The organism is Thalassospira sp. (assembly GCF_048059015.1).
In the GTDB taxonomy this organism is placed as follows: domain Bacteria; phylum Pseudomonadota; class Alphaproteobacteria; order Rhodospirillales; family Thalassospiraceae; genus Thalassospira.
The window spans coordinates 648229-662291 of record NZ_JBLLNT010000002.1; the positions used below are offsets into that span (position 1 = coordinate 648229).

A 14063-nucleotide genomic window follows, 5' to 3' on the forward strand; every position below is an offset into this window, starting at 1 on the left:
TATGTATAGTATAAAGTATGGGTTTAGGTATTGGGTCATGTCCGATAACAATCCTTCCGAAGGGTTGAGTACGTTGCAATGTTGACCACATTCAAATGACCAGTATTCGCTGGAAACTTGGTTTGAGGACATTCGGGAACGGCTATGACGTGAGCAAAATTGGTCAGTGCCGATGCAGGTCTGAAGGGGCTTGGTGCGGCATTTCCGATTGGGGAGTACGACGATGGGCGTTGGTGATAACCGGGAAACTCCGGATACAACATCTGATGGTCTAACGACTTCATCAAAGGGCGCGTTTGAAGAAAGCAGCCTTTTTCCAGAGAATAACTGGAAAGTGTTGGTGGTCGATGACGATGTAGATGTGCATGAAGCCACAGAATTTACTTTATCCAGCGTGAAGATACTTGGGCGCCCCTTAAAGCTGCTCCATGCGGTTAGTGCGGACGAGGCGCTGAATTATCTTCAGGTGGTACCGAATGTTGCGGTGATATTGCTTGATGTGGTGATGGAGTCACCCGATACCGGACTTCGTTTGGTCAGGGAACTGCGCGCGCGGCTATAAAGAACCCCGGATTATTCTCAGGACCGGATATCCCGGGTTGGCTCCTGAAAACTCCGTCATTCAAGACTATGAAATCGACGATTACTGGACCAAGGATGAACTGACCCGGTCCCGATTGATCACGTCGCTTACCACAGCCATTCGCGCCTATGACTATATCCGGACATTAAGTGCCACCAAGGCCGGCCTTGAGATGGTGATTGAAGGTACTCAGCAACTATTTGGCAACAAGAACCTGGATTTGTTTGCCGAAGGTGTGCTGCGTCAGATCGCCGCCGTTCTTCGATTGCGCCCCGAAGGTGCAATTTGTGCGCTGGGAAGTTCCGAAACACGTGCGGCCAATATGGTTGTCATGTCGGGTGTCGGGCGCTTTTCTGGGCATGTCGGTGAAAGTCTGTCCGAACTTAAAGACGTCGATGCCGAGATGATCCGCCAATGCGAGGAAAAGTATAACAAGCCGGTCATCGTCGGATCAAAGATTGGTCTTCGGCACAAAAGTGCGACCGGCCGCGAGATGCTGATTTACTTCGAACATGGCGGCACCTTTACCGAAAGCAGCATGGTCTTGCTTCAGGTTTTCTCCAACAATCTGGCGATTTGTTTTGAAAACCTGGCCCTGATCAATGAGTTGGGTGAGCTTGCCTTCCATGATCAACGCCTTGGTGTGCCCAACCAAAACGCCTTTGATCGGGAACTTCTGACCCTCAAGGCCAAAGGCCAAGAAGCCGCCGTGATTGCCATGATCAGTGTGGATGACGCTCCGGATCTTGCGGTGGCATTCGGGATGTCGATGGCAGAGGCCCTGATGCTGGCGGTTTATGAACGTCTGGCCGCAGTGACAGGCGAGGGGACATTGATTGCGCGCGTTGGTGAATTCACATTTGGCGTTGTCGACAGTACCGGGAAAATTGAAACAACTGCCCTCGAGGCAGTGTTTGGCGAGCCGTTCAATGTTTTTGATAATCATCTGAAAGTGAAGTCGACCATCGGTATTGTGCGTGGGAACCTGAAATCAGATCGTAGCTTTGATATCCAGCGCGCCGCGAGAATCACGCTTCTCAAACAGGAACAAAAGGCCCCTGGCAGGATATCGGAATTTGACCCGGCCATGGCTGATGAAGTTGAGCAGGTCATGCGTTTGCGTGGTGCCCTTCAAGGGGCGCTAAAGGCGCGCGAAATCTATTTTGTGTTCCAGCCAAAGATCAATCTGCAAACCGGCAAGGTAATTGCCAGCGAAGCACTATGTCGTTGGGAGTTAGATGGAAAGCATGTTTCGCCCAGTGTTTTTATTCCTGTTGCGGAGCGCGCCGGGCTAAGTGCAGACATAACTTTTCAGTGTTTGGACAGTGTGAAAGACATGCGCGCTGCCTTGCAGGAAAACGGCTTTGATCAGATGCGGGTCGCGGTCAATCTTGCGGCCAAAGACGTCTGTAATATCGATTTCATCAAGGATCTGATTGGCCATTGTGAAAGCCTTGAACTGGGCATTGATGCGGTTAGCTTCGAGATCACGGAAAGTCACGCCTTTACCAACGAGGATGATGCTACGGCGGGTCTGAACTTGCTGGCCAAGAAGGGCTACAAAATCTGGTTGGATGATTTTGGCACCGGGTATTCATCGCTAAGTCATCTCAATCTGTTGCCGGTTCATGGAATCAAGATTGACCAGTCCTTTGTCAAAAACCTGACAATTGAACGCGCGCGCGGAAGTGTTGCGGCATCTGCGGCTGCCATTGCCGAAAACCTTGGTCTTAAAGTTCTCGCCGAGGGCGTTGAAGCCCGTGAACAGCATCAAATCGCGCGGTTCCTGGGCATCGACGAGGTGCAAGGGTACTTTTACAGTCCGGGGCTGAGGACGCCGGATTTCATCGAATGGTACAAGGGGTGGAACCTTTCAGAGAAGCTCATCCATGAGTGAAATCACAGCGCCACAGGTAAAAGACCGACCGCGCGAGACATCATTTGCCGAGGCGGTCGGTCGTGCCTGGTATCAGACCCGTTATTTTTGGCGTGTGAGCCTGACATTATTCGTAATAGGGACTGCGGTTTTACTGGCGGGATGGTTCATGTGGCATCAAGCAGAAGCCACCCGCCGTGATAATGCGACAACCCGCCAATTGATCGTGGATAGCGAAGCACAGACGACCAGTTTGCTGCGATGGTATGAAACAGCCATCCAAAGTGTGAAGCTGTCTGCAATGCATCCTTCAGTCCGCGGATTTCGGGAAAACCCGGCCGCAGCACGTGATTATTTCAAGCAACTTTCGTCGGTGATCAAACGGTTCAGCCAGATCCGCATTCTTTCGCCCGATGGCATGGAAATGATGCGTGTTGATAGCCGCAATGGTCGGGTCTTCGTCGTGCCGCAAGGTCAGTATCAGAACAAGGCCGGTCGTTACTACTTTGAAGCTGCGCGGCAACTGGGACCGGGCCAAGTTTATATCAGCCGTCTTGATTTAAATGTTGAACATGGTCGGATTGAAATTCCGATACGACCAACATCGCGCCTGATTACGCCGATCATGTCGGATCGAAACGAACTGATCGGCTATTTTGCGATCAATCTTGATATGGCCGAAGGATTGGCCGGCTTCGCCCAAGATCCCGCCAGTGCGGTGTCGCGTGCGTTGCTTAATCGCGACGGTTATTGGTTGGCAGGGCTCGCTGATGAATTTCTTTGGGGCTTTATGCGCAATGAAGAAACAACACTTGCGGCTCAGGACCCGGAACTTTGGGATCAGATTAGAAACACCAATCTACGCAATAGCTTAACCTATGATGGGATGATTTATTCTGTTGTGGTGTTTTCGATTGCCGATTTGGCCGATGCATCGGGGCAGGAGCTGGTTTTACCAGATCAGACAAAGCTGTTTGTTGTCAGCAAAGCGCCCAGATATGACCGTTTGCTGGGGCTAAAATTCAATGACCTTTTGATTTTGTCAGGCATTTTGCTGCTGATTGCCGCTGTTTCTGCGTTGATCGGTTACTTTGTCGTGCGCAGGCAGCAAGCGATCGATATTCAGCATCGCATTGAAGCCAATCTGGTTTCGGTTCAGCGCATGGCATCCCTTGGGCGTATTGTTGCCGGTGTGGCCCATGAAATGCGCACACCGCTTGGCAATGCACTGACGGTCAGTACGACAATTATCCATGATCTTGATGACATCATGGTCAAGTTCGCCAAGGACAATGGTCATCATCTTGAACAGGATGAAATTGATCATATCCTTCGCGGTGTTCGGATCATTCAGAGGAATATCGAACGCACAAGCGCACTGGTGTGGAACTTCCGAGAAACCGCTACCGATCAATCCAATCACATCCGCCGGAAATTTGATTTGGTCAAGGTTACGCGAAATTTGATTGGTACCCTTGAAACGCAGCTTGGCAAAAAAGGTGTTACACTAAGCGTAACGGGTCCAGCCACAGCGCCGATTGAGAGTTTTTCCGATGCGGTGGATCAGGTTCTGCTGTCGCTGATCACCAACGCTGTCCAACATGCCTTTGTCGGGCGTGAAACGGGGCGGATAGACCTTCTGGTCGTTGATTATGACGAGCAGTTTTATCAGGTGGTTGTTTCTGATGACGGGGTCGGCATTGATCCCAAGGATCATCAACGTGTTTTCGAACCGTTTTGGACCAGTGATTTACCAGATCGGGGAACGGGTCTTGGATTGGCGATTGTCAGCAATATCGTCGTCGGCGTTTTGGGGGGCGAGATCACTTTGCAATCTGAACCCGGGCTTGGATCCAGCTTCCTTGTGATGATCCCGAAAGCAGCCCCGATCCGTGATGCCCTGAACCCCTATATCGTCACGGATGAAAGCCAAACCAGGCCGGTGGCACTTGGCCAAGGACGATCAAAACAAACCGGCTAACCCCGTTCAATAGGGCGATTTTCCCCGTTCAAATTGTGCCGATATGAAGCAGCACTGAAGCAGAGCTTTTTGCTGAGATAGAGGTGATTCAAGGATTTATTAGAATAATCCTAATCTTTCGGGCAGGGCGCCTATACATAAGCGCTGGTTGAACCAAATTGCAAACTCACCACGTAAAACCCTAGATGGAATTGTTGCGCGTGAATTCGTCGTAAGACAGAAAATGTCTTTTACGGCGGGAACAGACAAAGTCCGATTTGGGTTTACGCGATCACGAGCATTGGAGATCCTCGTGGGGGATAGTCAACTACAGCAAGTTTCAAATGATGATGATATCGTCATCGTCAATGACGAAACGCCGAAGTCCGGACGAACTCGGTCCGCGCGCGGTTGGCGTGTTATGATTGTCGATGATGACGAAGATGTTCATCAGGCAACCGAGTTCGCACTTAATGGTGTTGAGATTGATGGTCAGGCGCTTAATTTCCTGCATGCTTATTCCGCAGCAGAGGCGTTTGATCTTTTATGCCGTGAAAACGATGTTGCTGTCGTGCTTCTTGATGTTGTTATGGAAGAAGATCAGGCGGGACTTAAGCTTGTTGAGCGTTTGCGCAGTCAGGGTTTTGAGGACCTTCGTATTGTTCTGCGCACGGGAAATCCGGGTTACGCGCCCGAAGCATCCGTCATCCGCGATTACGATATCAACGACTATCACACCAAGGATGATCTGACGCGCACACGCCTTGTAACGGCGCTGACAACTGCCATTCGCAGTTACAACCATATCAAAATCATGGCGCAAACCCGCGAAGGGCTCGATCAGATCATTCGCGGGACCGAAGCCCTTTATACCAAACGCAAGTTTGATGATTTTTCTGAAGGTGTTCTTAAACAGATCGCGGCCCTTTTGGGGCTTGAACCGCATGGTGCGATTTGTGCGGCAAGCGATCCTTTTGGCGCGGTGGATCGGGAAAAACCCAGCATTGCGATCAATTCGCTAACCATCCTGGCCGGGCTTGGCCGGTTTGCCGGTAATGTTGGGGCAAAGCTTGCGCAGTTCCCGGAATTTGACAAAACCATCTTGTCTGATCTGAACGCGACGTCGATCGAGCCAGCGATTGACGAGGACTCGGTTACCTTCAAGATGCTGACAAGCAGCGGCAAGGTCATGGTTGTTTATTTTGAACATGGTGGCCGGGTTGACCCACATGCAGTGTCGTTGCTTAAGATGTTTGCAAGCCAGCTGTCGCTTTGCTTTGAAAACATCGCACTTCTGACCCGATTGGATCAGCTGGCCTATGTCGATCAGGGCATCCATATTCCCAACCAGAATGCCTATCATCGCCAACTTGCACGGCGTCTTGATAGTGGCGATTGCAAAGATGCACTGGCGATGGTCGAGATTAACGAGCTGTCGCATTATGGTGCCGTATTTGGTCAGGCATCCTCGGAGCAGCTTGTTTTGGGCGTTTATCAGCGCTTGCGCGACATGCTGGGCCAGGATGCCTTTATTGGCCGGGTTGGCGAATTCCGCCTTGTGGTCATCAACTCGCGCCCTGACCTGTTAGCCACGGTTTTGGAAACGGCGTTTGTGCGTCCCTATCAGATGGGGCTTAGCAGTGTGACGCTGAGCATTTCTGGCGGTATTCTGCCGTCCCTTGCCGGGTTCAAGGATACCATGGCCTGTGATCAGGCGGTGCGCACAGCATTCCTGAATGCCAAGTCGCATGAAACCGAAAGTGTCGTTTTCTATCAGCCCGAAATGGAAGACACGATTGCAAGGTCGCTGCGTCTGAAGACCGAACTGATAGCGGCACTTAAGCAGGGCACGATTGATTTCCATTTCCAGCCACAGATCGACATTGCAACCGGCGCGCTTGTGTCGGTTGAGCTTCTGGCGCGTTGGCAGTTAAACGGTGATCCGGTTGAGCCAGGCCTGTTTGTATCGCTTGCCGAGAAATCGGGGCTTTCAAGTGATCTTGCATTCCAGGCGGTGCGCGCCGCCGCCAAGTTTACTGCCAAACGCCGCGAATTGGGGCTGCGTGATATTGTGTGTTCGGTGAACCTGTCATTTTATGACATCAGCACACCGGGTTTTGACGACAGCATGTTGGCGCTGGTCAAACGGTTGGGATTGTCGCCTGAAATGATCCGGTTTGAGATCACCGAAGGATCGGCGATGCAGCAGTCTGAACTGACATTGCTGATGATGGAACGATTGATCGATTTTGGTTTCACCATGTCACTTGATGATTTTGGGACCGGCTATTCGTCACTCAGTTACCTAAATATGTTGCCGGTGCAGGAACTTAAGATCGATCGGTCCTTTGTCTGGATGTTGCAGGCAGAAACATATCGCGAAAGCATCGCGTCATCGGCCAATCTGATTGGCAGTAACCTTGGTCTTGAGGTGCTGGCAGAAGGTGTCGAAACGATTGAGCAGCACAATATGGTCAAGGCCATCGGCATATTGCGCGGGCAAGGGTATCTGTATTCTCCGGCACTGGATCTGGATGCCTTTATCCAATGGGAACGTAACTGGGATCCGGAAAGCCTGCAGGTGCGCGCATGAATATGTCGATGCCTGTCGGGCCATCTGGGCAGCCCGAGGATGAAGAAGAAGAGCCATCTGGTGCAAAATCCCGGACACGCAAATGGATTTTGCCGGTCATCGTTTGTTCGGTTTTCTTGCTGGCGTGTAGCTTGTCGATTGGTAGCTGGGCGCTTTGGAACCATTTCGAAAATCAGCGTCAGCGTTCTGATGCGATTCAGGAAATCAGCACTGAGCTTGAAGAACGAACCAGCGTGTTTGTTACCGCATTCGAAGTGGTCAAACAACAAATCCGGATTGCGGCCGAAACAACGGATTTGCAAGATTTCAGATCGAACAAGGATGGTGCGCGCAATCACCTGATGACGATCATCCGAAACTTCTTTGACATGTCGCAGGTCCGCATCCTTGATCTACAGGGTATGGAAGTCATTCGTATCCAGCGTGAAAGCGGTGGCTTCACCAATATCGGTGACGATCTGCTTCAGGATAAATCCAGCCGGTACTATTTCCAGAACGCGGTTGATCTTCGGCGTGGTGAGGTTTTCATATCCCACCTTGATCTGAATGTTGAGAATGGCGAAATCGAACGCCCCTGGGTGCCGACTGTGCGCTTTGTTGCACCGATTTTCTCGCAGCAGCGCGAAAAGATCGGCTTTCTGGTTTTCAATATCAATATGTCGCCCGTTTTGCGGGACTTCCAGCAGGCCGAATTTCGTTCTGTGGCATCTGCTTTGATTAACACTCAGGGCTACTGGCTGGCGGGGATGAAGCCCGAACGGCTTTGGGGCTTTATGACCGGGTCGAATGTCACGGTTGCCAGTGAACGCCCTGATCTGTGGCAAAAGCTTCAGGAAACCGAAAGTCGCGGTTCATTTGTTCTCAATGGTCGGATCTACATGGCGCGATCCATCGCCCTGACCAACATGGTCGATACGGGTGGTGGCGGCCTTAATCCGCTGCGCGCAGATGAAAGCCTGACCATTTATGTGTCAACCGCGATCACGGATCGGTTGCTCAGCCCGCGGAGCCAAGACGTGTTTTTCTTGGCACTGGTGGTGATGCTGTCGGCAGCATTGTCTTATCTGGTAGCCCGCCTTTATCGCGCACACCTTCAGGCCAAAACGATCGAGCAGGGGATTTCCCAACAACTGGCGGGCATTCAGCGCATGGCGTCCTTAGGGCGGATTGTGGCCGGTGTTGCCCATGAATTGCGCACACCAATTGGCAATGCACGAACGGCCGTCACAGCCCTTGGCGACAATATCGCCGAATTTGACGAGGCGGTTAAAACCAACAGTCTGAAGCGATCCTATCTGGAAGCCTTTATCGAACGAATGCGTTCCGGCAATCAGATTGTTGAGCGTAATATCGAACGATCAGTCTCCCTGATCGGGCATTTCAAGCAAACCGCCGCCGATCAGACCAATCAGCGCCGTGAAAAGTTTGATTTGGGCAAAGTGCTGTCGGATCTATGCGAAACATTGCGTCTTCAATACAAGAAGCGCGGCTATGAGCTTGAACTGACGGCGGAGCCCGGGCTTTCGATGCAAAGTTATCCCGGGGCGATTGACCAGATCATTCTTAATCTTCTGCAGAATGCGGAAATGCATGCCTTTAGGGAAGATGCCAAGAACAAGAAGCTAATGATCCGGGCAACATCAATGGGCCGGCAGACCGTGCGCATTGAAATATCGGATAACGGCAAGGGCATCCCGCCTGATCACGTCGAACGCATTTTCGAGCCGTTCTGGACAACCCGGCGTGGCGGTGGTGGCACCGGCCTTGGTCTTAGTATCGTTGCCAATATTGTGCAGAAGGTTCTTGAGGGCGATATCCGCGTCAGCAGCGTGCAAAATGAAGGCACGATCTTTGTCATGACGCTTCCGCGCACCGCCAGCGAAAAGACGCCCGGCGTTCAGGGAAGCGGGCTTGATATCAGTTCGTTCTGATGGTTTGTGACGGGCGGCCGGGGAGCCTAACTTGCTTCTGCGGCCCGGTTGTTAGCGTGCTTTGGCATGCTGGCCTTGCGTTTGCGGGCCTTGTCGATGACGCGCTTTTTGTTGCCGTCACTAAGCCCCATCCACGCGCCAATTTCATCCCCGGTGCGATAACATCCGATGCAGAAACCTGATCTTGGGTCGAGCACACAGGTGCCGATGCATGGTGATTTGACGGTCATATGGCCCAGAAAGTCCTGCGGAACGATAATGGCGAATTGGTTTGCCATACAAAGCAGCTTCGCGCCCGCCAATCAAGGGGGCAGAGCGACGGGCGCGGACAAAATCACGATTGCAACGGTGATCCTGGTTTAGACAGGTTACAGACGATTGAACCAGTTACGGATTTGGCGATCAGCTTCTTCGCGCTCAACGCCGTAGGCTTCCTGAATAAGCCCAACCAGTTTGTCACGTTGGCCATCAACGGCCTTTACATCGTCTTCGGTCAGGCGGCCCCATTCGCGTTTCACGCCGCCCGCGATCTGTTTCCAGCGTCCTTCGATTTGATCCCAGTTCATGCTTTTCTCCTGCATCCGTGGGTGATTTGCTCGTGGGTTAGGCTTTTGCCTTCTATGAAGTTCTAACGGCGTGGCGGGGTTGTTGTTCCGAATTTGGCGGGTCTTGGCATGGCTGCAATGTCGGGCGGTTTGCTTGCCATATCGGTCTTGGGGGGGTATAGCCGCACCAGTATTTTTTATGGAGATGATATCGCACGGCCCAAAACGGGTAGGCCCATCGGGCAGAACGTGCGGCACGGAGGAAGATATGCGCGGCTATTTCGGGATTGGAATTGAAGGGGCAAGCAAGCCTTTAAATGTGGGCACGCTGTTTCGTTCCGCCCATGCCTTTGGCGCAAGCTTTGCGTTTACGGTGGATGCAGACTTCCGCGAGGAACGCTCCAACATCACCGATACATCGAAGTCGGGCGAACAGATGCCCTACTATCATTTCCCGGATCACAACAATCTGCTTCTGCCGCAGGGCTGCCGCATGGTCGGTATCGAACTGACGCCAGATGCGATTGAACTGCCAAGCTTCAAACACCCGTCGCAGGCGGCTTATATCCTGGGCCCGGAACGTGGCAATCTGTCAGAAGAAGCGCAGGCGAAATGCGATTTTATCATCAAGATCCCGATGAGCTTCTGTGTGAATGTCGCGATTGCAGCCAATATCGTGATGTATGATCGCCTGATCAGCCTGGGCCGTTTTGCCCCGCGCCCGGTCCGTGCTGGCGCGCCGACGGAGCCAAAACCAGAAGCTCATTATGGTGGCTGGATTTCGCGCACCCGCGAAAAGCGCAAAGGCGATCCGGAAAAATTCCGTCAGGCTCCACCGCCCGATTACAGCGTGATCGACGGGACTTTGGATGACGACGACGCCTAAGCCGTTCGTCGATCCGGTCTTTCAGACTACGAGATAAAAAAAGCAACGGCCGCGAGGGAGGAGCGCGGCCGTTGCGCTATGTGATCTGCGCTGTTGTGCCTTAACAGGGGGGGCTTGGCACAGCGCAGATCAGGTGCAAATCGTTAGGTTATGCAGCCTTGTCGGTGCTTGGCTCTGACATGTCTTTATCTTCGTCCTCTTGCTCGGGCAGTTGTCCCTGCGGATTGCGCAGAAGGTTCGCGATCATGCGCATGCCAACGTCACCTTGCAGGGTCAGAAGGCTTTCCGGGTGGAACTGCACCGCACTGATCGGAAGGCTCTTATGGCGAATGCCCATGATCACCCCGTCATCACTGCGCGCGGTAACGGCAAGGTCGGCCGGCATTTCGGCGGCCTTGGCGAACAGGGAATGATAACGCCCGACGACGATGTCTTCTGGCAGGCCTTCAAATAGTGGATCGGTTGTATCGAGTTTCACCTTTGACGGTTTGCCATGCATCGGTGTGACAAGTTGGCCAAGCGATCCGCCAAAGAACTCCACAATGCCCTGCAGACCAAGACAAACACCAAACACCGGAAGACCAGCTGCAAGGGCGCGTTCAATGCTGTCGCGCAGATGATAGTCATCAGGGCGCCCTGGACCGGGTGACAGGAACACCAGATCAGGTTTGAAATCATCAAACGCCTGATCGGGGAAGCCCGGACGTAAAGTAAGGGTTTCGGCACCCGTCGCACGGATGTAGCTGGCAAGGTTCTGCACAAAGCTGTCTTCGTGATCGATCAGAAGAACGCGTTTGCCAACGCCCGATACTGTGGGATCAATGGTGACTTCATCCTTGGCGTCACGGGTGACTGCATCAATCATGGCCGATGCCTTCAGCACGGTTTCGGCTTCTTCGGCATCTGATTCGCTATCATAAAGCAGGGTCGCACCAGCGCGGACTTCGGCGACACCCTGTTTCAGGCGAACGGTGCGCAGGGTCAAACCGGTGTTGAGATCCCCGTTGCACAGAACCGCGCCAATCGCCCCGCCATACCATGCACGTGCACTGCGCTCGACCGCTTCAATATGCTGCATGGCCGCACGTTTAGGCGCACCGGTGACAGTGACGGCCCAGCAATGCGTCAGGAAGGCATCAAGTGCATCAAAACCTTCGCGCAGGCGGCCTTCGACATGATCGACCGTGTGGATCAGGCGCGAATACATTTCGATCTGACGACGGCCAAGGATACGGATACTGCCTGGTTTGCAGACGCGTGCCTTGTCGTTGCGATCGACATCGGTGCACATGGTCAGTTCCGACTCATCCTTGGTCGAATTCAAGAGGGTGCGGATGTTTTCGGCATCTTCAATCGCATCACGACCGCGCGCAATCGTGCCAGAGATCGGGCAGGTTTCAATGCGTTGTCCCTTGACGCGAACATACATTTCCGGTGATGCGCCAATCAGATGTTCGCCGTCTCCGAGATTGATCAGGAAGCCATAAGGGGCGGGGTTGCGCCGTTTCAGACGGCGGAAGATTTCCGATGGTGCGGTGGCGCAAGGGGTTCTGAAAACGCGGCTGGGGACGACTTCAAACAACTCACCACGGGCAAAGCGCGGTTTGGTCTCATCAACGATATTGGCGTATTCGCCGGTCTTCATATCGTTTTCGACGACCGCATTATTGCCGCGAGACGGCGGGTGGGGCTGTGATGTGCGGTCCAGTCCGACGGTGCTGTGACCATCGGGTGTGATGAATTCATAATCGATCTTGGTGGCGATCTTTGAGGCATGATCAACCGTGACCAGCTGATCTGGCAGGAACAGGTGGATGTCCTTATGATCTGATGGGCGGTCCTGGGTCAGATTGATCTGTTCGAAATGAAGGGCGATGTCATAGCCAAACGCACCATAAAGGCCAAGCCGCTCATCCCCCTTATGGGCAAACAGGTCACGCAAAGCACGGACAACGGAAAACAGGCTTGGCTGTTGGCTGCGTTCTTCTTCGGGGAACCAGGAATCGGGTTTTTTGACGACACCATAAAGCCCGTCTTCGCCATCCGTGATGCTCTCGACATGATCGTGACGGGCAAGCGCATCAGAGACAACATCAAGAAGAACGCGGCCGCGATCATTAAGCGCGCGAACCGCAAAGCCACGTTCACGGCCGATGATTTCAAGCGGCGGGGCATCAAACCCCATGTCCCAACGTGAATAGCGACCCGGAAACTCATAGCTTGAAGACAGCAGCACGCCCTTGGTCTGATCAAGCGCGTCAATCAGGCCTTCGGTAGCATTTTCATAGGGCACGGTGGACATGCGGCGAATGACTGCCACACCGCCATCGGTGGTGTAGCGATATTCGCTGCTTTGATCCTGTGTGCCGGTTTCCTGATGTGGGGTCGTCACGTTTTTTACTCCTAAGTGGGGCCTTAAGCCGCAGGAGCCGTGTGATCATCAGGTAAAAAGAAAGTCTGAAAACACAAAGCCGCCTGCAAGAGTGAGGCGGCCGGTATGTTCAGGGCATAAGTATTGGCCGCCCGCTTAAGCGAGCCACCACCAACGATTGGAAATACGGATCGGGTTCATGCCATGTGTTTTCATGTCACAAACCATGTCGCTAAAAAATGCAGGCGTCAAGACTTTTGCGGAGACGGGTTTGTTTCTGCGTCGCGCAGTTCAAGATGAAGTGGCTGATGACAATGTGGACAGGTAAAAATCTCGTCGCTTTCATTGCGATGAACATCGCGAATGTCTTCGACAATTGATTGAGCCTGTTCGTCGCTGATGCCAAGTTCTTCCTGATGGGATTTCAGTTTGTGGCGCACCCGATCAGTAAGGCGTTTGCCCAGCAATTGACGACTGGCCTGATGGCGATAGGCCGTTTCACGACGGCGCAGTTCGGAGTTAAAGGCCGAGGCCAAAATACCGGCGGGAACCGCAACAATACCGATCCCGGTGAGCGAGATGATGCTAGCCAGAAACTTGCCAAACGGTGTGACAGGGACAATGTCGCCATACCCGACGGTGGCAAGCGTAATCACGCTCCAATAAAGCGCATCCAGAAGGTTTGCGAATTTGTCCGGCTGTGCTTCATGCTCGGCGAGGTAAATCGCACCTGCGCTAAATACCAGCATACAGGCAAGGGCGGCACTGGCCGCGCCAAAGATGCCCATTTGCTGGCGAAATACCAGCAGCATCAATTCAAGCCCGGTGGAATAGCGGGTGAATTTCAAAAGCCGCAGCAACCGGACAATACGAACAAAGCGCAGATCGGTTGAGGTCAAGAACCACAGGAAGATCGGTAAGATCGCCAGAAGGTCAATCAAGGCCATCGGGGTCAGCATATAGCGCAACCGCGGCCAGCGACCTTCAAAGCGTGGATCTTCGGGGGCAGACCAAACGCGTAGGCCGTATTCAACGGCGAAAATCAGCGTACAGACAATCTCGATAACCGCAAACACAACGAAGTAGCGTTGGGCATATTCATCAACGGAATCAAAGATGACGGATGCGACATTTATGACGATTGCGCTGGCCAGAATCAGATGAACCAACAGCGAAAAATGCGACTCACGGTCAACGCCATGAAGTAGCTTATGGGTTCTTGCGCGAAGGGTTGGTTTCATGTGGTGCGTACTCGATCCGGGCCATGATCAGTCATCATGCCCGGTGAGTTTTGCGCCAATCATTTCAGAAATGGTTA

General features: G+C 52.8%; 10 protein-coding genes. 6 read left to right on the forward strand and 4 right to left on the reverse strand.

The genetic code is table 11. From position 1 onward, the window contains the following. Positions 1-223: 223 nt before the first annotated feature. The 5 genes from ACMZ66_RS03650 (at position 224) to ACMZ66_RS03670 (ending at position 8943) form a co-directional block, all read left to right on the forward strand. On the forward strand, positions 224-562 hold the full coding sequence (locus ACMZ66_RS03650; RefSeq protein WP_416934504.1) for a hypothetical protein: 339 nt from the start codon (positions 224-226) through the stop codon (positions 560-562). Positions 563-599: 37 nt separating this feature from the next. Then, positions 600-2480 (forward strand): EAL domain-containing protein, encoded by a 1881-nt coding sequence (locus tag ACMZ66_RS03655; protein WP_416934506.1) that lies wholly within the window; start codon positions 600-602, stop codon positions 2478-2480. Beyond that, positions 2473-4440 (forward strand): sensor histidine kinase, encoded by a 1968-nt coding sequence (locus ACMZ66_RS03660; protein WP_416934508.1) that lies wholly within the window; start codon positions 2473-2475, stop codon positions 4438-4440. The genes ACMZ66_RS03655 and ACMZ66_RS03660 overlap by 8 nt, the downstream gene beginning before the upstream one ends. Positions 4441-4732: 292 nt before the next feature. Next, positions 4733-7012, forward strand: a complete 2280-nt coding sequence (locus tag ACMZ66_RS03665) for an EAL domain-containing protein (RefSeq protein ID WP_416934510.1) — start codon at positions 4733-4735, stop codon at positions 7010-7012. Continuing rightward, positions 7009-8943 (forward strand): ATP-binding protein, encoded by a 1935-nt coding sequence (locus ACMZ66_RS03670; RefSeq protein ID WP_416934512.1) that lies wholly within the window; start codon positions 7009-7011, stop codon positions 8941-8943. The genes ACMZ66_RS03665 and ACMZ66_RS03670 overlap by 4 nt, the downstream gene beginning before the upstream one ends. A gap of 26 nt (positions 8944-8969) precedes the next feature. On the opposite strand, the gene ACMZ66_RS03675 is transcribed toward ACMZ66_RS03670, so the two are convergent. Further along, positions 8970-9221 (reverse strand): DUF1289 domain-containing protein, encoded by a 252-nt coding sequence (locus ACMZ66_RS03675; protein ID WP_416934514.1) that lies wholly within the window; start codon positions 9219-9221, stop codon positions 8970-8972. A 90-nt stretch (positions 9222-9311) separates the two neighbouring features. After that, positions 9312-9509 (reverse strand): CsbD family protein, encoded by a 198-nt coding sequence (locus tag ACMZ66_RS03680; RefSeq protein WP_416934516.1) that lies wholly within the window; start codon positions 9507-9509, stop codon positions 9312-9314. 247 nt (positions 9510-9756) lie between these two features. Here ACMZ66_RS03680 and ACMZ66_RS03685 point away from each other — a divergent pair, with 247 nt between their 5' ends. After that, on the forward strand, positions 9757-10374 hold the full coding sequence (locus ACMZ66_RS03685; protein ID WP_416934518.1) for an RNA methyltransferase: 618 nt from the start codon (positions 9757-9759) through the stop codon (positions 10372-10374). Positions 10375-10522: 148 nt separating this feature from the next. Here the strand turns inward: ACMZ66_RS03685 and ACMZ66_RS03690 are convergent, their stop codons facing one another. Together ACMZ66_RS03690 and ACMZ66_RS03695 are read right to left on the reverse strand one after the other, a co-directional pair. Continuing rightward, complete coding sequence (locus ACMZ66_RS03690; protein ID WP_416934520.1) at positions 10523-12766, reverse strand: anthranilate synthase component I; 2244 nt, start codon at positions 12764-12766, stop codon at positions 10523-10525. Positions 12767-12993: 227 nt separating this feature from the next. Beyond that, positions 12994-13986, reverse strand: coding sequence for an ion transporter (locus ACMZ66_RS03695; RefSeq protein WP_416934522.1), 993 nt, complete (start codon positions 13984-13986; stop codon positions 12994-12996). Positions 13987-14063: the final 77 nt, after the last annotated feature.

Bases quoted from the DNA above. Each gene is read 5' to 3' on its own strand.
- ACMZ66_RS03685 (WP_416934518.1), top strand. From the start codon at position 9,757: ATGCGCGGCTATTTCGGGATTGGAATTGAAGGGGCAAGCAAGCCTTTA.
- ACMZ66_RS03675 (WP_416934514.1), bottom strand. From the start codon at position 9,221: ATGGCAAACCAATTCGCCATTATCGTTCCGCAGGACTTTCTGGGCCAT.
- ACMZ66_RS03660 (WP_416934508.1), top strand. From the start codon at position 2,473: ATGAGTGAAATCACAGCGCCACAGGTAAAAGACCGACCGCGCGAGACA.
- ACMZ66_RS03670 (WP_416934512.1), top strand. From the start codon at position 7,009: ATGAATATGTCGATGCCTGTCGGGCCATCTGGGCAGCCCGAGGATGAA.
- ACMZ66_RS03650 (WP_416934504.1), top strand. From the start codon at position 224: ATGGGCGTTGGTGATAACCGGGAAACTCCGGATACAACATCTGATGGT.
- ACMZ66_RS03695 (WP_416934522.1), bottom strand. From the start codon at position 13,986: ATGAAACCAACCCTTCGCGCAAGAACCCATAAGCTACTTCATGGCGTT.
- ACMZ66_RS03680 (WP_416934516.1), bottom strand. From the start codon at position 9,509: ATGAACTGGGATCAAATCGAAGGACGCTGGAAACAGATCGCGGGCGGC.